The organism is Streptomyces sp. NPDC043896 (assembly GCF_056435605.1).
Genome location: NZ_JBWKEE010000007.1, coordinates 273,862 through 293,013, shown reverse-complemented (window position 1 = coordinate 293,013; position 19,152 = coordinate 273,862). Strand labels below are relative to the sequence as shown.

Sequence of the window (19,152 nt, the reverse complement as noted above, 5' to 3'; positions counted from 1 at the left end):
TCAGGCTTGTTACGTTCCTCGCAACTCGGGACCGCGAGGGCGCGGCCGGGATCATCGAAGGAGTTCATATGCGGCGTGGCATAGCGGCCACCGCGCTGGTCGCGACCCTGGCGCTCGCGGCGACGGCTTGCGGCGGTGACACCAAGGGCGACGGTGGCGAGACGAAGGCCGGCGGCGAGCTGTCCGGCACGGTCACCTGGTGGGACACGTCGAACGAGGCCGAGAAGGCGAGCTTCCAGAAGATCGCCGAGGCCTTCACCGCGAAGCACCCGAAGGTGACCGTCAAGTACGTCAACGTGCCCTACGGCGACGCGCAGAACAAGGTCAAGAACGCCTTCAGCAGCGGCGCCGACGCTCCCGACGTGATCCGCGCCGACGTCGGCTGGGTCGCCGACTTCGCCTCCCTCGGCTACCTCGACGAGGTCCCGGCCGAGACCGCGAAGAAGATCGACGCCGAGTTCCTGCCGCAGGCCGCCGCCAGCGGCAAGTACGAGGGCAAGACCTTCGCCGTCCCGCAGGTCATCGACACCCTCGGCCTCTTCTACAACAAGAAGATGCTCGCCGACGCCGGCGTCCAGCCCCCCAAGACCCTTGAGGAGCTGAAGACCGCCGCCACCGCCATCAAGGCCAAGACCGGCAAGACCGGCCTCTACCTGCGCGGCGACGACTCCTACTGGTTCCTGCCCTTCATCTACGGCGAGGGCGGCGACCTCGTCGACGCCAAGACCAAGACGGTCACCGTCGACAACCCGGCCGGCGTCAAGGGCTTCAAGGCCGCCCGCGACCTGGTCACCTCCGGCGCGGCGGTCACCAACGCGACCGACGGCTGGACCAACATGCAGACCGCCTTCAAGTCCGGGGAGGTCGCCATGATGATCAACGGCCCCTGGGCCGTCGCCGACAGCTACGCGGGCGACCAGTTCAAGGACAAGGCCAACCTCGGCGTCGCCCCCGTCCCGGCCGGCTCCGCCAAGGCCGGCGCCCCGCAGGGCGGCCACGACCTCGCCGTGTACGCGGGCTCCAAGAACACCGCCGCCGCGCACGCCTTCGTCGAGTACATGACCTCCCAGGAGGTCCAGGTCCAGTCCGCCAAGGAGCTGAGCCTGCTCCCGACGCGCACCGCCGCCTACGAGCAGCCGGACGTCAAGAGCAGCGAGATGGTCCAGTTCTTCAAGCCCGCCGTGGACAAGGCCGTCGAGCGCGCCTGGATCCCGGAGAACGGCTCCCTCTTCGAGCCGCTGAAGATCGAATACACCAAGGCCGTCACCGGGGCGTCCAGCCCCGAGGACGCGGCCAAGGCGGCCGGCGCCGAGTTCCGCAAGATCCTCAAGGGCTGGAAGTAGTACGAACCATGGCTGCTGACACCAGCCGGTCGGTGGCGAAGGCCGCGGACGGCGAGACGACCCTCGCCGCCCGCGGCCCCAGCCGCACGACTGCCACCGGAAGCGACCGCGGAAGCGGCGGAAGCACGCGCGGCGCGAGCACGCCGGGCCGAAGCCCGCGCGGCGGCATCGGCCGCGCCCTCGCCACGCACTGGTACGCGTGGGCCATGGTCGCCCCGGTCGTGCTCGTCCTCGGCGTGATCGTCGGCTGGCCCCTCGTCCGCGGCGTCTACCTGTCGCTGACGAACGCCAGCGAGCGCAACGTCGCCCGCACCATCGGCGTGCGCCACATCGAGGCCACCTACGAGTTCGTCGGCCTCGACAACTACACGGCGGTCCTCGGCGACCCCGTGTTCTGGCAGCGGCTGGTGTGGACGGTGGTGTGGACCGTCGCGTGCGTGTCGGTCACCTTCGTCCTCGGCCTCACCCTGGCCAACATGCTCAACCGGCAGTTCCGGGGCCGCGCCGCCTACCGGATGGCGCTCATCCTGCCCTGGGCCGTGCCCGGCTTCGTCTCCGTCTTCGCCTGGCGGTTCCTCTTCAACCGCGACAACGGCATCCTCAACAAGGTCCTCGACGGCGGCGGCATCGCGGCCGTGCCGTGGCTCGACGACCCCACCTGGGCCAAGCTCGCCGTCATCGCCGTCAACGTCTGGCTCGGCGTCCCCTTCATGATGGTCGCCCTCCTCGGCGGCCTCCAGTCCATCCCCGGCGAGCTGTACGAGGCCGCCGAGATGGACGGCGCCGGCCCCTGGCAGCGCTTCCGGCACATCACCCTGCCCGGACTGCGCGCCGTGAGCATGACGGTGATCCTGCTCTCCACCATCTGGACCTTCAACATGTTCCCGGTGATCTTCCTGCTCACGCGGGGCGGCCCCGGCGACTCCACCGAGATCCTGGTGACCCAGGCCTTCCGCGAGGCCTTCATCGAGAGCCCGCGCGACTTCGCCGGCTCCGCGACCTGGGGCGTGCTGATCCTCGGCCTGCTCATGATCTTCGCGCTGGTCTACCGGCGTTCGCTGCGCAAGCAGGGAGAGGTGTGGTGACCGTGGCCACGACCGAGACCCCCGCCGGGCGGAAGGTCCGGGCGCGCGGCGCCCGCTCCCCGCTCGCCTCCTTCGGCCTGCACGCCACGCTCGTCGTCGCGTCCGTCATCGCCGTCTTCCCCGTGCTGTGGATCCTGCTGACCTCGATCAAGCCGGCCCAGCACGCGATCACCACGGACTTCGTGAAGGAACCGACCCTCGCGAACTACTCGCACCTGCTGGAGGACAGCCACTTCCTCAGCTGGTTCTGGAACTCCGTCCTGGTCGCGGGCGTCACCACCGTGCTCGGCGTCTTCATCGCCGCCACCACCGGCTACGCCGTCAGCCGCTTCAAGTTCCCCGGCATGAAGCCCCTCATGTGGACCCTGCTCATCACGCAGATGTTCCCCATGGCCATCCTGATCGTCCCGCTCTACAACCTGATGGGAGAGCTCGGGCTGCTGAACCAGCCGCTCGGCCTGATCATCACGTACCTCACCATCGCCGTACCGTTCTGCGCCTGGATGATGAAGGGCTTCTTCGACACGATCCCGGTCGAGATCGACGAATCCGGCCGCGTCGACGGGCTCAACCCCTTCGGCACCTTCTGGCGCCTGATCCTGCCGCTCGCCAAGCCCGGCCTCGCCGTGACCGGCTTCTACGCCTTCATCACGGCCTGGGGCGAGGTCGCCTACGCCTCCGCCTTCATGGTCGGCGAGGAGAACCTCACCCTCGCGGGCGGGCTGCAGACCTTCGTCACGCAGTACACCTCCAACTGGGGCGCCATGAGCGCGGCTTCCGTCCTCATCGCGATCCCGGCGGCCGTCTTCTTCCTCTTCGCCCAGCGTCACCTCGTCGCCGGCATGACGGCGGGCGCCACCAAGGGCTGACCACCCGGCGTCCGCATCCGTGTCCGAGTCCCGCACGCGGTACTTCGTACGCGGTATTCCGCCCTCGGGAACTCCGTCCCCGGGAACTCCGCACCCGGAGCTCCCGCGGCTGGAGGTTCCGTTCGTTCGTCTTCCGTTGCCGGCCCGACCTCTCAAGGACACCATGACCCAGCACCTCGCCGACGCACTCCCCACCCCGACCGGGACCCAGCCCGGCTGGTGGAGAGACGCGGTGATCTACCAGGTCTATCCGCGCAGCTTCGCCGACTCCAACGGGGACGGCATGGGGGACCTCGAAGGCATCCGCAGCCGGCTCCCCTACCTGCGCGACCTGGGAGTCGACGCCGTCTGGCTCAGCCCCTTCTACGCCTCCCCGCAGGCCGACGCCGGCTACGACGTCGCCGACTACCGGGCCATCGACCCCATGTTCGGCACCCTGCACGACGCCGACGCCGTGATCCGCGAAGCACACGCCCTGGGCCTGCGGATCATCGTCGACCTCGTCCCCAACCACTGCTCCGACCAGCACGAATGGTTCAAGCAGGCGCTGCGGGAAGGCCCCGGCAGCACCCTGCGCGAACGCTTCCACTTCCGGCCCGGCAAGGGCGAGACGGGCGAGGAGCCGCCCAACGACTGGGAGTCCATCTTCGGCGGCCCGGCGTGGACGCGCGTCGAGGACGGGGAGTGGTACCTCCACCTCTTCGCCCCCGAGCAGCCCGACTTCAACTGGGAACACCCCGCCGTACAGGACGAGTTCCGGTCCGTGCTCCGGTTCTGGCTCGACCTGGGAGTGGACGGCTTCCGGATCGACGTCGCCCACGGGCTGGTCAAGGCCGCCGGACTGCCGGACCTCGGCCGGGACGAGCAGCTCAAGCTGCTCGGCAACCAGGTACTGCCCTTCTTCGACCAGGACGGCGTCCACGAGATCTACCGGGCCTGGCGGACCGTGCTCGACGAGTACGCCGGCGACCGCATCGGCGTCGCCGAGGCCTGGGCCCCCAACGTCGAGCGCACCGCCCTCTACGTCCGCCACGACGAACTGCACCAGGCCTTCAACTTCCACTACCTGACCACCGGCTGGGACGCCGCGGCACTCCGCGCCACCATCGACGCGTCGCTGGACGCCATGCGGCCCGTCGGCGCGCCCACCACCTGGGTGCTGTCCAACCACGACGTGGTCCGCCACCGGACCCGATTCGGCAGCCTGGAGCGGGCGCGGGCGGCCGCGCTGCTGATGCTGGCGCTGCCCGGGTCCGCGTACGTCTACCAGGGCGAGGAGCTCGGCCTGCCCGAGGTCACCGACCTGCCGGACGAGGTGCGCCAGGACCCCTCGTTCTTCAAGGCGAACGGCCAGGACGGGCTGCGCGACGGCTGCCGCGTCCCCATCCCGTGGTCCGGCGACCAGGCCCCCTACGGCTTCGGCGCCGGCGGCAGCTGGCTGCCGCAGCCCGAGGAGTGGGCGGGGCTGAGCGTCGAGGCGCAGACCGGCGACGCCGCGTCCACCCTGGAGCTGTACCGCACCGCCCTGCGGATCCGGCGCGAGCACCGGGACCTGGGCGCGGGCGACGCCGTGGAGTGGCTGGACGCGCCCGAGGGGGTGCTGATGTTCCGCCGGGGCGGCTTCGTGTGCGCGGCCAACACCACGGCCGCCGCCGTACGGATGCCCGCGCCGGGCGTCGTGCTGCTGTCGAGCGGCGAGCAGCCGGACCCCGACGTCCTGCCCGGTGACACGGCGGTGTGGTGGCAGGGGTGAGCTCCCCGTTGCGGCTGACGGACATCGCCTCGCAGGCCCAGGTCAGCGAGGCGACCGTCAGCCGCGTGCTCAACGGCAAGGCGGGCGTGGCGGCCGGCACCCGGCACCGGGTGCTGGCCGCCATGGACCTGCTCGGGTACGAACGGCCCGTGCGGCTGAAACGGCGCAGCAACGGACTGGTGGGGCTGCTGATCCCGGAGCTCACCAACCCCATCTTCCCGGCGTTCGCGCAGGTCATCGAGCAGGCGCTGGCCGGGCACGGGTACACGCCGGTGCTGTGCACCCAGACCCCGGGCGGGGCGACGGAAGACGAACTGGTCGAGCAGCTGGAAGAGCGGGGCGTCACCGGGATCGTCTTCCTGTCCGGCCTGCACGCGGACGCGTCCCAGGACCCGGCCCGCTACCAGCGGCTGTCCGCGCGCGGGCTGCCGTTCGTGCTGATCAACGGCTTCAACGAGGCCGTCAGCGCCCCGTTCGTGTCCCCGGACGACCGGGCGGCGGCGGAGATGGCCGTACGGCACCTGGAGGAACTGGGACACCGGCGCATCGGGCTGGCCATCGGCCCGACGCGGTACGTCCCCTCGGCCCGCAAGGAACAGGGGTTCCTGGCGGTGCGGCCCGACGCCGCGAAGGAAGGCCTGGTCCAGCGCACCCTGTTCACCGTCGAGGGAGGGCATGCCGCGGGCGGCGCCCTGCTGGAGCGCGGCTGCACCGGGGTGGTCTGCGCGAGCGACATGATGGCCCTCGGCGTCATCCGCGCCGCCCGCGAACGGGGGCTGCGCGTCCCGGAGGACGTCTCGGTGGTCGGCTTCGACGACTCCCCGCTGATCGCCTTCACGGACCCCCCGCTGACGACCGTCCGCCAGCCGGTCCGCGCGATGGCCACGGCGGCGGTCGGAGCCCTCCTGGAGGCGGTGGCGGGCACCCCGGTCCAGCGCACGGAGTACGTCTTCCAGCCGGAGCTGGTGGTGAGGGGCTCGACGGGGACGGTACGGGGGGTGGGGGTGTAGAGGGTGGGGGCGTAGGGGTGGGGGGCGGGTTTGGTGGCTGCCCACCCGCCCCTCGTCTGCGGGCCGGGGGCCAGGGGGCGGTATCCCCTTGGGCCGGGTCGGGGAGGGGCTGGGGGTTTCCCGTCAGTCCCATCGTCGTTCCGTGTCGGCCCGGTCCCTCAAGGGCGCTCCTTCGTCGCGTCACTTCGTGATCGCCTTCGGCGACCCTTGACCGACCGGCCCGCCCCGGAAAGCCGAAAGACTGCCGGGAAACCCCCAAAAGAACGGTCACGGGGCAGAAGAGGGAGGGACAGGCCTGTCATGGACGAGACGAGGGACCGGGGGCCGGCCCGCCGGGCATCCGGGCCCCTTGATCCCTGCCGCCAGGGCCGGGGCCGCGGCTACCCGCAGGAAAGGTCGATCAGAGCGACCTGCGGAGCACCCAGGCGCGGCAGATCGCTACCCGACGTGCGTCGCAGCGCCTGTGGCGGAGGCATTGCGGACGGAGGCCCGGGGGCGGCCCGGCGTAGGGCTCGGGCCGCCCGGGGCATCGGGTCAGGCGCCGATGTGGTGGCCCTTCGCCCACTCCTTGTCGCCTTCCTTGAGGCAGCTGGAGTGGTAGACGGGGCCGGCGAACGCCGGGAGGTTGTGGGGCACCGCGGCGAACGAGGAACAGTTCGACGAGTGGGCCTTGCGCCCGCCGTTGAAGTAGTCGATGTCGACTCCGTCGTCGGCCAGGGCGGCACCGGCCCCGCCCAGCAGGATGCCGGCGGCCAGGACGGACGCGGTGACAGCAGAACGAATGCGCATGACTCCCCTAAGGATCAATGGAGGGACGCGCTGGTTCGATCCGCGCGTCGGCCGGTCCAACGCCGGAGAGGGCCGCCGGGAACGGTCGTTCACTCCAATGCCCGCAACCCTTCCCCTTGTTGGGTGGCCCGTGCAAGCATCTGCGGATGATCACACTTGCCTACGATGTCGCCGGTGACGGGCCGCCCGTCGTGCTCGTTCACGCCGGTGTCGCGGACCGCCGGATGTGGGACGGGGTCGTGCCCGTCCTGGCGGAGCGGTACACCGTCATCCGGTACGACCTCCGGGGCTTCGGCGCGTCCGCGGTGCCGACGGGCCCGTACAGCGACATCGACGACCTGCGGAGCCTGCTGGACCACCTCGGCCACGAGTGCGTCCGGCTGGTCGGCGCGTCCTGGGGCGGCCGCGTGGCCGTGGACTTCACCCTCGCCCATCCCGGCCGGGTGCACTCCCTGGCGCTGTTCGCCGCGCCGTGGCCCGGCTACGACTGGTCCGCGGAGATGCACGCGTACGACGCGGCGGAGACGGCGGCCCTGGCCGCCGGCGACGTGGATGCCGCCACGCAGGTCAACCTGGACATGTGGCTGCGCGGACCGGCCCGGCAGTGGGCGGACGTCGCAGCCGGTCTGGCCGACCGGGTCCGTGAGCCGATGCGCACGTCGCTGGTGAACATGGGTGTCCGCGACGAGCACGGGCAGGGGCCGGAGCGGGGCGACCTCGCCGCCATCTCCGTTCCCACACTGGTGGGTGTCGGAAAGCTCGACGTCGCGGACTTCCAGGACATCGCAGGGCGCTACGCCTCCGAGATCCCCGGCGCGACCCTGGTCGAATTCCCCACCGCCGCCCACCTCATCGCCCTCGACGCGCCCACCGAGCTGGCGACGCAGCTCACCCCCTTCCTGGCCCGCTAAGCCCTCATCCCCTCGGTACGCCCCACCGTCACGGGCTGATCAGCCCGTGACGACGTGGAGCGATCGCTCGTGCCTGGCCGCTCGTCCTCTGCCGGGGACATCAGCCCCGGACGGTCGCAGGACGCCAATCGATGAGGAGCGCGTAGCGATCTGCCGCGCTTGGGTGGTCCGCAGGGTGGTCCTGTCGTCCTTCCTTGTAGGTAGGAGGCCCTGTGGTCCCGGATCTCGGCTGTTGAGGGCCCGGATGCCCGGCGGGCCGGCCCCCGGTCCCTCGTCTCGTCCATGACAGACCCGCCCCTCCCTCCTCTCCCCCGTGACCGTTCTTTTGGGGGTTTCCCGGCAGTCTTTCGGCTTTCCGGGGCGGGACGGTCGGTCAAGGGTCGCCGAAGGCGATCACGAAGTGACGCGAACGCAGTGAGCGCCCTTGACGGACCGGCACGACACGGAACGACGATGGGACTGACGGGAAACCCCCATACCCTCCCTGATGCGGTCCAGTTGGACGCCGTTCCGTCGTCCCCGCTCCGCAGTGCGCCCGCCCCGCGGAAACAATTCTGCAATCTCTTGCGCAAGCTCTTGCAACACTCCTGGCCGCCCCCTACGGTCGCGTGCAACCCCCCACGCCTTCCCGCCAGGAGGACCCCCACATGGCTCGATCCGCTCGATCCGCCAGATCCGCCCCCACCGCACCCACCCCCGCCCGCAGGGCCGCGCTGGTCGTGGCGGCGCTCGTCGCCGCTTCGCTCACCGCGCAGGCGCCGCAGGCCGCGGCGGTTCCGCCCGGGGAGAAGGACGTCACCGCCGTGCTGTTCGAGTGGCGGTTCGCCGATGTCGCCAAGGCGTGCATCGGGAGCCTCGGGCCCGCCGGGTACGGGTACGTGCAGGTGTCGCCGCCGCAGGAGCACGTGCAGGGGTCCCAGTGGTGGACCTCGTACCAGCCCGTCAGCTACAAGATCGCCGGGCGGCTCGGTGACCGGGCCGCCTTCAAGGCCATGGTCGACACCTGCCACGCCGCCGGGGTCAAGGTCGTCGCCGACTCCGTCATCAACCACATGGCCGGACCCGCCGACTCCGGCGCCACGTTCACCGGGACCGGCGGGTCGGCGTACGGCAAGTACTCCTACCCCGGGATCTACTCCGGCGCCGACATGGACGACTGCCGGGCCGAGATCTCGAACTACCAGGACAAGGGCAACGTCCAGAACTGCGAGCTCGTCAAGCTCGCCGACCTCGACACCGGCGAGGACTACGTACGCGGGCGCATCGCCGGCTACCTCAACGACCTGCTCTCCCTCGGCGTCGACGGCTTCCGGATCGACGCCGCCAAGCACATGCCCGCCGCCGACCTCGCCAACATCAAGTCCCGGCTGAGCAACCCCTCCGTGTACTGGAAGCAGGAGGCGATACACGGCGCCGGGGAGGCCGTCGACCCGGCCGAGTACCTGCCGTCCGGTGACGTGCAGGAGTTCCGGTACGCCCGCGACCTGAAGCGGGTCTTCCAGAGCGAGAACCTCGCCTACCTGAAGAACTTCGGGGAGGGATGGGGGTACATGGCCTCCGGCAAGTCCGGGGTGTTCGTCGACAACCACGACACCGAGCGCAACGGCGAGACCCTCAGCTACAAGAACGGCTCCGACTACACCCTCGCCAGCGTGTTCATGCTGGCCTGGCCCTACGGATCCCCGGACGTGCACTCCGGGTACGAGTGGACCGACAAGGACGCCGGCCCGCCCAACGGCGGCACCGTGAACGCCTGCTACTCCGACGGGTGGAAGTGCCAGCACGCCTGGCCGGAGATCGCCTCCATGGTCGGCTTCCGCAACGCCGCCCGCGGGCAGGGCGTCACCGACTGGTGGGACAACGGCGCCGACCGGATCGCCTTCGGACGCGGGGCCAAGGCGTACGTCGCCGTCAACCACGAGGCGGGCGCACTGACCCGGACCTTCCAGACCTCCCTCCCCGCCGGCACCTACTGCGATGTGCAGAGCGGCGGTACGCGCACCGTGACCGTGGACTCCGCCGGCCGGTTCACCGCGACGCTCCAGCCGCAGACCGCCCTCGCCCTGCACGTCGGCGCCCGTACCTGCGCGCCGTCGGCCGCCGCCGGGGCCTCGTTCGCCGTCAACGCCACCACCGTCCCGGGCCAGGACGTCCACGTCATCGGCGACCGCCCCGAGCTCGGTGGCTGGAACACCTCCGCCGCCCTCAAGCTCGACCCCGCCGCCTACCCCGTCTGGAAGCTCGACGTCCCCCTCCCGGCCGGGACCTCCTTCGCCTACAAGTACGTCCGCAAGGACGCCTCCGGGAACGTCACCTGGGAGAGCGGGGCCAACCGCAACGCCACCGTCCCGGCCAACGGCACGGTCACGCTGACCGACACCTGGCGCAACTGACACGCCCCGGCACCTCCGCCCGACTCCGAGGAGAGACCCCTTGATACGCCCCGCCGCAGGAGCCCTCGCCGCCGCCCTGGCCGTGACGCTCCTGCCCGCCCTCCCCGCGGCCGCCGCCGCGCAGGCCCCGGCACCGCCGCCGGACGCGAAGCTCGCCGCCGAGCCCGCCCGGCACGACCTCACCCGCGAGCAGTTCTACTTCGTGCTCCCGGACCGGTTCGCCAACGGCGACCCGCGCAACGACCGGGGCGGGCTGACCGGCGGACGCCTGCAGACCGGCCTGGACCCCACGGACAAGGGCTTCTACCAGGGCGGGGACCTCAAGGGGCTCACCGACCGCCTCGACTACATCAAGGGGCTCGGCACCACCGCCATCTGGCTGGCGCCGATCTTCAAGAACCAGCCCGTGCAGGGCGAGGGCAAGGACGCATCCGCCGGCTACCACGGCTACTGGATCACCGACTTCACCCAGGTCGACCCGCACTTCGGCACCAACGCCGACCTGGAACGGCTCATCGACAAGGCGCACCGCAAGGGGATGAAGGTCTTCTTCGACGTCATCACCAACCACACCGCCGACGTCGTCGACTACCGCGAGGGCTCGCACGAGTACCTGTCGAAGGGGGCCTTCCCCTACCTGACGAAGGACGGCGTCCCCTTCGACGACTCCGAGTACGGCGACGGCCGCGCCGGCGGCAAGGGGAAGTTCCCGGCCGTCGACGCCGCCCGCTCCTTCCCCCGCACCCCCTTCGTGCCGGAGGAGAAGAAGGACCTCAAGGTCCCCGGCTGGCTCAACGACCCCGCGATGTACCACAACCGGGGCGAGTCCACCTTCGCCGGGGAGTCCTCCGGGCAGGGCGACTTCTCCGGCCTCGACGACCTGTGGACCGAGCGCCCCGAGGTCGTCAGCGGGATGGAGAAGATCTACGAGAAGTGGGTCAGGGACTACGAGATCGACGGCTTCCGCATCGACACGGTCAAGCACGTCAACACCGGCTTCTGGACCCAGTGGGCCACCGCCCTCGACAAGTACGCCGCCCAGCGCGGACGCCCCGACTTCTTCATGTTCGGCGAGGTCTACTCCGCCGACACCGCCGTCACCTCCCCGTACGTCACCCGCGGCCGCCTCGACGCCACCCTCGACTTCCCGCTCCAGGACGCCGTCCGCGCCTACGCCTCCCAGGGCGCGCCCGCCGGCCGGCTGGGTTCCGTACTCGCCGAGGACTACCGGTACACCACCGACAAGGCCAACGCCTACGAGCAGGTGACCTTCCTCGGCAACCACGACATGGGCCGCTTCGCCTCCTTCCTGAAGCAGGACCGGCCCGGCGCGGGGGAGCGGGAGCTCCTCGACCGCCACCGGCTGGCCAACGAGCTGATGTTCCTCTCACGGGGCAACCCGGTGATCTACTCCGGTGACGAGCAGGGCTTCACCGGCTCCGGCGGCGACAAGGACGCCCGCGCGCCCCTCTTCGCCACCCGCGTCGCCGACTACCTGGACGACGACCAGCTCGGAACGGCGCGCACGCACGAGAGCGACGCTTACGATCCGGAGCACCCGGTCTACTTGCAGATCAGTGCTCTCTCGAAGCTGACCAAGGCCCACCCGGCCCTGCGCGACGGCATCCAGAGCGAGCGCCTCGCCGACGGCTCCGCGTACGTCTTCGCCCGCACCGACCCCAAGGCCCGCACCGAGTACCTGGTCGCCGCCAACAACAGCGGCACCGCCCGCACCGTCGAGGTCGACGCCCCGCCCGGCACCGCCTACCTCCCCCTGTACGGAGCCACCGGCCCCGGCGGCACCCCCTACGCGGCCCCCGCCCCCGTCACCGCCTCCCCGGCCGGCAAGCTCACCCTGGACCTGCCCGCCCTCGGCACGGTCGTCCTCCGGGCCACCACCCCCCTGCCCGCCCCCGCCGCGAAGCCCGGCCTCACCCTCAAGGCCCCCGCCCCGGGCGCCACCGGCACCGTCGAACTGTCCGCCGACCTCACGCCCGGCGGCGGCCCCGGCGCCCTCACCCGGGTCGTGTTCGCCGCGCAGACCGGCACCGGCAAGTGGCAGGTCCTCGGCTCCGCCGACCACGCCCCCTACAAGGTCACCCAGGCCATCGACCCGGCCACCCCGGCCGGCACGCCCCTGCGCTACAAGGCCGTCGCCGTGGACTCCGCGGGCCGCACCGCCTCCGCCCTCGCCGCGTCCGTCACCGGCCAGACCCCGCCGCCCACACCCCCCACCGCCACCCAGCGCGACTACGCCGTCGTCCACTACAACCGCCCCGACGGCGACTACACGAACTGGCGCCTGTACGCCTGGGGCGACCTCGCCGAGGGCGAAGCCACCCCCTGGCCCGAGGGGCACCCCTTCACCGGCCGCGACGCCTACGGCGCCTTCGCGTACGTCCGCCTCAAGCCCGGCGCGTCGAGCATCGGCTACCTCGTCATCGACAAGGACGGCAACAAGGACGTCGCCGCCGACCGCACCCTCGACGTCACGCGGACCGGCGAGATCTGGCTCGAACAGGGCAAGGAACCCGCCCGCACCGACCGCCCCGCCCACCCGCCGCAGGACCGGTCCAAGGCCGTACTGCACTACCAGCGCGCCGACGGCGCCCACGACGGCTGGGGCCTGCACGTGTGGACCGGCGCCGCCACCCCCACCGACTGGTCCAAGCCCTTGATGCCCGCCCGCACCGACTCCTACGGCGCCGTCTACGAGGTCCCCCTCGCCCCCGGCGCCACGAGCCTGAGCTACATCCTCCACAAGGGCGACGAGAAGGACCTCCCCGCCGACCAGTCCCTCGACCTGAAGGCCACCGGCCACGAGGTGTGGATGCTCGGCGGCCGCGAGAAGTACCTCCTCCCGCAGCCCGCCGGCTCCTCCGCCGCCCTCGACCTCACCAAGGCCGAGGCCGTCTGGATCGACCGCGACACCCTCGCCTGGAACGCTCCGCAGACCGCCGCCTCCCTCCAGCTCCTCGCCTCCCGCGACGGCCGGATCACCACCGCGAACGGCGTCCTGCACGAGGCCGGAGCCCAGTGGCTGCGCCTGAACCGCTCCGCCCTCACCCCCGCCCAGAAGCAGAAGTTCCCGCACCTGTCGGCGTACGGCGCCTACGCCGTCGACCCCCGCGACCGCGACCGCGTACGGGAGGCCCTGCGCGGGCAGCTCGTCGCGAGCGCCCGCGCCGCCAACGGCGCCGTCCTCGCCGCCACCGGCGTCCAGCTCGCCGGCGTCCTCGACGACCTGTACGCCAACAACAGCCCCCTCGGCCCCGTCTTCAAGGACGGCCGCCCCACCCTCTCCGTCTGGGCCCCCACCGCCCAGCAGGTCGCCCTCGACATCGACGGCCGCGCCGTCCCCATGCGCCGCGACGACACCACCGGCGTCTGGTCGGTGCGCGGCGAACGCTCCTGGACCGGCAAGCCCTACCGCTACGCCGTCACCGTCTGGGCGCCCAGCACCCGCCAGATCGTCCGCAACCTGGTCACCGACCCCTACTCCACCGCCCTGACCACCGACTCCACCCACAGCCTCGCCGTCGACCTGGCCGACCCGAAGCTCGCCCCGCCCGGCTGGAAGGAACTGCGCAAGCCCGCGCCCGTCCCCCTCACCGGCGCCCAGATCCAGGAACTGCACATCCGCGACTTCTCCATCGCGGACGCCACCAGCAAGCACCCCGGCCAGTACCTCGCCTTCACCGACACCGGATCCGCCGGCATGCGCCACCTGCGCGAACTGGCCGCCGCCGGCACCTCCTACGTCCACCTGCTCCCCGCCTTCGACTTCGGCACCGTCCCGGAGAACCCGAAGGACCGCACCGAACCGGCCTGCGACCTGAGGCCGTACGCCCCGGACTCCGAGGAGCAGCAGGCCTGCGTGGCCGCGGCCGCCGCGAAGGACGGCTTCAACTGGGGCTACGACCCGCTGCACTACACCGTCCCCGAGGGCTCGTACGCCGGCGACCCGAACGGCACCGCCCGCACGGTCGAGTTCCGCAGGATGGTCCAGTCGCTGAACGGCGCCGGCCTGCGCACCGTCATGGACGTGGTCTACAACCACACCGTCGCCGCCGGGCAGTCGGACAAGTCGGTCCTCGACCGCATCGTCCCCGGCTACTACCAGCGCCTCCTCGCCGACGGCTCCGTCGCCACCTCCACCTGCTGCTCCAACACCGCACCCGAGAACGCCATGATGGGCCGCCTCGTCGTGGACTCCCTCGTCACCTGGGCCCGGCAGTACAAGGTCGACGGCTTCCGCTTCGACCTGATGGGACACCACCCGAAGGCCAACATCCTGGCCGTCCGCAAGGCCCTCGACGAGCTGACCGTCGCCAAGGACGGGGTCGACGGCAAGGAGATCGTCCTCTACGGGGAGGGCTGGAACTTCGGCGAGGTCGCCGACGACGCCCGATTCGTCCAGGCCACCCAGAAGAACATGGCCGGCACGGGCATCGCCACCTTCTCCGACCGCGCCCGCGACGCCGTGCGCGGCGGCGGCCCCTTCGACGAGGACCCCCGGGTGCAGGGCTTCGCCTCCGGCCTGTTCACCGACCCGAACGCCTCCCCGGCGAACGGCACCCCGGCCGAGCAGCGCACCCGCCTGCTGCACGCCCAGGACCTGCTGAAGGTCGGCCTCTCCGGCAACCTGGCCGGGTACGCCTTCACGGACTCCACCGGCCGCCGCACCAAGGGCTCCGAGGTGGACTACAACGGAGCCCCCGCCGGTTACGCGGCGGCCCCGGGCGACGCCCTCGCCTACGCCGACGCCCACGACAACGAGTCGCTGTACGACGCCCTGGCCTACAAGCTGCCCGCGGGCACCTCCACCGCCGACCGGGCCCGCATGCAGGTCCTGGCGATGGCCACGGCCGCCCTCTCCCAGGGCCCGGCCCTCTCCCAGGCGGGCACCGACCTGCTCCGCTCGAAGTCCCTGGACCGCAACTCCTACGACAGCGGAGACTGGTTCAACGCCCTGCACTGGGACTGCCGCGCGGGCAACGGCTTCGGCCGGGGTCTGCCGCCCGCCGCCGACAACCGCGCCAAGTGGCCCTACGCGAAGCCCCTGCTCAGCGGCCCGGCCCCCGGCTGCGCGGAGATCAACGGCGCCTCCGCCGCCTACCGCGACCTGCTGAGGATCCGTACGACGGAAGCCGCCTTCGCGCTCACCACGGCCGAGGAGGTGCAGCAGCGGCTGTCCTTCCCGCTCTCCGGACCGCAGGAGACCCCGGGCGTCCTCACCATGGCCCTGGGCGACCTGGTGGTGGTCTTCAACGCCACCCCCGCCGACGGGCACCAGCTGGTCCCCGCCCTCGCCGGCACCGGCTACGCCCTGCACCCCGTGCAGGCGGGCGGGTCGGACCCGGCGGTGAAGCGGTCGGCGTACGACGCGGCGACGGGCGGCTTCACCGTCCCGGCGCGCACCGTCGCGGTGTTCAAGCGCGGCTGAGCACCACCCGGAAGCAAGAACGGCGGTGCCGGAGGAGGAACTCCGGCACCGCCGCCGCGCGTTGTGCGCGTCCCGGGCGGTCAGTCCCGGACGCGTACGGCTTCCGTCCGGCGGCCGGGCCTCAGACGTCGAGGCGCCGCTCCAGCAGGATCACCCCGTACACCCGGCCGTCCTTGCCCTCCTTCGACGGGAACTCGCCGACCACCCGGTAGCCCGCTGCCCGGTAGTACGCCAGCAGCTTCGGGTTGGTGGACACGCAGTCCAGCCGTGCCCGTTCCCGGCCCGTCCGGGCGATCCGGTACTCGGCGTGCTCCAGGATCCGCATCCCCGCCCCGGACGGCGCGGCCTCGCGCTCCACCATCAGCCGGTGCACGTATCCCGCCACCGGGGGCTGGACGCCCCAGGCCTCCTCGTCGGACCACCAGAGCTCGTACGCCCCCACGACCCGCCCGTCGGCGTCCTCCGCGAGCCAGACCTCGCCGTCGCGCATGACCCGGCGGAAGTGCCCGGCGTCCTTCTCGCCCGGCTTCCACTGGTCGATCCCCTGGCCGCGCATCCACCGGGCGGCCTGGTCGTACAGCTCCACCAGCGTGCCGGCGTCCTTCTCCCCGGCCGCCCGGAACAACATCCCGTCGTCAATGATCACGCGGGCATTATCGCCAGCCGAGCCGCCCGCTCACCCGCCTACCCGCTCACCCGCCTACCCGCCTACCCGCCTACTCGTCCCGCGGGGACCCGGGCACGAGCGCCGCCAGCCGTCCGACCAGTTCCCCGAAGGGCCCGTCGGCCGGTTCGTCCGCCAGGATCCGTACGAGGATCCCCGCCATCTCCGCGTCGTACGCCGCGCTCACCGCCGCCAGCGCCGCGAAGTCGTGCACCAGCTGGAGTTCCAGCTCGCCCCGGGGGATCCGCCGGCCGTCCAGCCACAGCAGGGCGGTGGACTCGGCCAGCGACACCCACGACCGTACGACGAGCTCCAGCCGGGCCGGCGGCTCCTGCACGCCGATGTGGAACAGGATCTGCTCGTACGCGGCCTGCCGGACCTCGTCGATCATCGCGTTGGCCCGGCTGCTGCCCGCCGCCGGACCGCCGCGCAGCAACGCCGAGAAACCGGGCCCGTGTTCGTCGACGAACGCGAAGTACCGGCCCATCACCCGCAGCAGCCGGGCGCCCAGCGGCCCTTCCTGCGGTTCGGCGAACCGGGCCGCCAGCTCGTCGGCGGCCCGCCGCAGCGCGGCCTCGTACAGGCTGAGCTTGCCCGGGAAGTAGTGGTAGACGAGCGGGCGGGATATCCCGGCGGCCGCCGCGATCTCGTCGATCGACACGTCGTCGGGGGAGCGGTTGCTGAACAGCTCCAGGGCGACCCCGATCAGCTGTTGCCGCCGCTCCTCGACACCCATCCTGCGTCGCACCCCGGTTGTCATGCCGACACCCTACTTCCCGGGCGGGCGTGGGCCGTACGGGTGAAGGCGCGCGTCGCTACAGGTCCAGTACGAGCCGGTCCCCGTCCGCGCGGGAGACGCACAGCAGCATCGACCCGGCGCGCTCCCCGTCGGTGAGGAGCTCGTCGCGGTGGTCCACCCGGCCCGCCAGCACCCGGTGCCGGCAGGTCCCGCAGAAGCCCTGCCCGCAGGAGTAGGGGGTGTTGGGCAGCGCCCGGCGCACCGCCGTCAGCGCGGTCTCGTCCGCCGCGACCTCGACGACGCCGCCGGTGCGGGCGAGTTCCACCGTGAAGGGCTTCGCCTCGGCGGGCGCCGCCGCGGCGAACCGCTCCAGGCGGACCGCCCCCGGATCCGGTACGGCCTCGGTGACCGCCCGCATCAGCGGCTCGGGGCCGCAGCAGTAGACCAGGGTGCCGGGCCGGATCCCCGCCAGCGGGGCCAGGTCGGGCAGGCCCGTCTCGTCCTCGGCGGCGACGGTCACCCGGTCCCCGTAGGCGGCGAGTTCGGGCAGGAACGGCATCGAGGCGCGCGACCGACCCCCGTACAGCAGGGTCCAGTCCGCGCCGGCGGCGGTCGCCGCGCGGAGCATCGGCAGGACCGGGGTGATCCCGATGCCGCCCGCGACGAACGCGTACGAGGCCGCGGGCTCCAGCTCGAACCGGTTGCGGGGCGGCCGTACCCGCACCTCGGTGCCCTCCACCAGCTGCTCGTGCGCCTCGCGGGAGCCGCCCCGGCCGTCCTCGACGAGCCGGATCGCGACCGTCCAGCGCCCCGCCTCGGACGGGTCCCCGCACAGCGAGTACTGGCGCACCAGCCCCGAGGGCAGGGTCAGGTCCACGTGCGCGCCCGGGGTCCAGGCCGGCAGCTCGCCGGACTCCAGCACCAGCCGCAGCACCCCTTCGGCCGGTTCGGTGCGCGAGACGACCACGGCGTGCAGCGCGCGGCGCGGGGAGTACCCCGACACCGGGTTCTCCAGGGCCGGCAGCGGCCACAGCGGGGAGCGGCCGATCCGCTTGAGCACCGCGCGCCGGGCCAGGACGGCGGCCCCCGCCACCGCCGTGACGGCCAGGGCCCGCCTCACGGCCGCACCCCGCCGTTGGCGCCGGGGGAGGAGGCCAGGTAGGCCCGGGCCTGGGCGGTCGAGCCCTCCTGCGAGGGGTGGTACGTACGGGAGAGGTAGGTGGGGATGGACCGTGCCATCGCCCCGGCCGAGGGGAGGACGCCCCGGCGGCCGGCCCGCAGGAACTGCCCGTAGGAGGCCTTGGCGCCGGGCCGCTGGGGGTCGTTCTCGACGAAGAAGCGGGCGCCGCGCTGCCAGAGGAAGAGCAGGGCGGCGAAGCCGCCGGCCCAGGTCCGCACCCGGCGGCGGTAGCTGCCGTCCAGGTGCATGAACAGGTCGAAGGCGACGGAGCGGTGCTCGACCTCCTCCGCGCCGTGCCAGCGCAGCAGGTCCAGCATCATCGGGTCGGCGCCGCGCCGGTCGAGCTCCTTGGCGTTGAGCACCCAGTTGCCGAGGAAGGCGGTGTAGTGCTCGATCGCGGCGATCATCGCGACCCGCTCCATGAGCCACCACCTGCGGGCCCGGCCCGGGGGGAAGGTGCGGTCGCCGAGGAGCTTCTCGAACATCCAGTCCACTTGGGCGGTGTAGGGCGTGGGGTCCAGCCCGAGGCGCTTGAGGTGGGGGAGCACGTCGTCGTGCGCGGCGGCGTGCATCGCCTCCTGGCCGATGAAGCCGATGACGTCCGCCCGCAGCCGGTCGTCCGTGATGTGGGGGAGGGCCTGCTTGTACACGTGCACGAACCAGCGCTCACCGGCGGGCAGCAGCAGGTGCAGCACGTTGATGGTGTGCCCGGCGAAGGGCTCGCCGGGCAGCCAGTGCAGCGGGGTGTCCTCCCAGGAGAAGGACACGTCGCGGGGTTCGAGGTCTATGTGTTCCGACGCCACGGGGGCGGGGGCGGGCGGCCTATTAGACATGGCGTCAATGTACTGACGGGTACCCGCCAGGAAAACCCCCCGGCGCCGCCGAATCCGCCCGAAGGCGTCCGACAGGCGCGCCGGGAACCGCGCGACCGGCCCCGGCCGACCCGCACACCACCCCGGGGGCGCGGGGA

Annotated in this window: 13 protein-coding genes; 8 read left to right on the top strand and 5 right to left on the bottom strand. The window is 72.1% G+C overall.

Annotated elements, in window-relative coordinates:
- The first annotated feature begins 68 nt into the window (after positions 1 to 68).
- The 5 genes from AC069X_RS13175 (at position 69) to AC069X_RS13155 (ending at position 6,060) form a co-directional block, all read left to right on the top strand.
- Positions 69 to 1,343 (top strand): extracellular solute-binding protein, encoded by a 1,275-nt coding sequence (locus AC069X_RS13175; RefSeq protein WP_478728045.1) that lies wholly within the window; start codon positions 69 to 71, stop codon positions 1,341 to 1,343.
- 8 nt (positions 1,344 to 1,351) lie between these two features.
- Positions 1,352 to 2,428 (top strand): carbohydrate ABC transporter permease, encoded by a 1,077-nt coding sequence (locus AC069X_RS13170; RefSeq protein WP_478728043.1) that lies wholly within the window; start codon positions 1,352 to 1,354, stop codon positions 2,426 to 2,428.
- A 2-nt stretch (positions 2,429 to 2,430) separates the two neighbouring features.
- The gene (locus AC069X_RS13165) at positions 2,431 to 3,297 is read left to right on the top strand and encodes a sugar ABC transporter permease (RefSeq protein ID WP_478728041.1); all 867 of its coding nucleotides are present in this window, start codon (positions 2,431 to 2,433) and stop codon (positions 3,295 to 3,297) included.
- A gap of 163 nt (positions 3,298 to 3,460) precedes the next feature.
- Positions 3,461 to 5,050 (top strand): glycoside hydrolase family 13 protein, encoded by a 1,590-nt coding sequence (locus AC069X_RS13160; protein WP_478728039.1) that lies wholly within the window; start codon positions 3,461 to 3,463, stop codon positions 5,048 to 5,050.
- A complete protein-coding gene (locus tag AC069X_RS13155; protein WP_478728037.1) occupies positions 5,038 to 6,060 on the top strand; it encodes a LacI family DNA-binding transcriptional regulator in 1,023 nt (340 codons plus the stop codon). The genes AC069X_RS13160 and AC069X_RS13155 overlap by 13 nt, the downstream gene beginning before the upstream one ends.
- Positions 6,061 to 6,594: 534 nt before the next feature.
- Here the strand turns inward: AC069X_RS13155 and AC069X_RS13150 are convergent.
- Positions 6,595 to 6,849, bottom strand: coding sequence for a hypothetical protein (locus AC069X_RS13150; RefSeq protein WP_478728035.1), 255 nt, complete (start codon positions 6,847 to 6,849; stop codon positions 6,595 to 6,597).
- 146 nt (positions 6,850 to 6,995) lie between these two features.
- Between AC069X_RS13150 and AC069X_RS13145 the strand changes: the two genes are divergently transcribed.
- From AC069X_RS13145 to pulA, 3 genes are all read left to right on the top strand, one after another.
- Complete coding sequence (locus AC069X_RS13145; protein WP_478728033.1) at positions 6,996 to 7,760, top strand: alpha/beta fold hydrolase; 765 nt, start codon at positions 6,996 to 6,998, stop codon at positions 7,758 to 7,760.
- Between the two features lie 647 nt (positions 7,761 to 8,407).
- Positions 8,408 to 10,153 carry a carbohydrate-binding module family 20 domain-containing protein gene (locus tag AC069X_RS13140; protein ID WP_478728031.1) on the top strand — a complete coding sequence of 582 codons (1,746 nt, stop codon included), beginning with the start codon at positions 8,408 to 8,410 and terminating at the stop codon, positions 10,151 to 10,153.
- Positions 10,154 to 10,193: 40 nt separating this feature from the next.
- Positions 10,194 to 15,599, top strand: coding sequence for a pullulanase-type alpha-1,6-glucosidase (pulA, locus tag AC069X_RS13135; RefSeq protein ID WP_478728029.1), 5,406 nt, complete (start codon positions 10,194 to 10,196; stop codon positions 15,597 to 15,599).
- Positions 15,600 to 15,720: 121 nt separating this feature from the next.
- On the opposite strand, the gene AC069X_RS13130 is transcribed toward pulA, so the two are convergent.
- The 4 genes from AC069X_RS13130 to AC069X_RS13115 form a co-directional block, all read right to left on the bottom strand.
- A complete protein-coding gene (locus AC069X_RS13130) occupies positions 15,721 to 16,245 on the bottom strand; it encodes an N-acetyltransferase family protein (protein ID WP_478728027.1) in 525 nt (174 codons plus the stop codon).
- A 70-nt stretch (positions 16,246 to 16,315) separates the two neighbouring features.
- On the bottom strand, positions 16,316 to 17,023 hold the full coding sequence (locus AC069X_RS13125) for a TetR/AcrR family transcriptional regulator (protein ID WP_478728025.1): 708 nt from the start codon (positions 17,021 to 17,023) through the stop codon (positions 16,316 to 16,318).
- Between the two features lie 55 nt (positions 17,024 to 17,078).
- Positions 17,079 to 18,122 (bottom strand): PDR/VanB family oxidoreductase, encoded by a 1,044-nt coding sequence (locus AC069X_RS13120; RefSeq protein WP_478728023.1) that lies wholly within the window; start codon positions 18,120 to 18,122, stop codon positions 17,079 to 17,081.
- Positions 18,119 to 19,015, bottom strand: coding sequence for a metal-dependent hydrolase (locus tag AC069X_RS13115; RefSeq protein WP_478728021.1), 897 nt, complete (start codon positions 19,013 to 19,015; stop codon positions 18,119 to 18,121). Before AC069X_RS13115 ends, AC069X_RS13120 begins: the two co-directional genes overlap by 4 nt.
- Between the last annotated feature and the right edge of the window lie 137 nt (positions 19,016 to 19,152).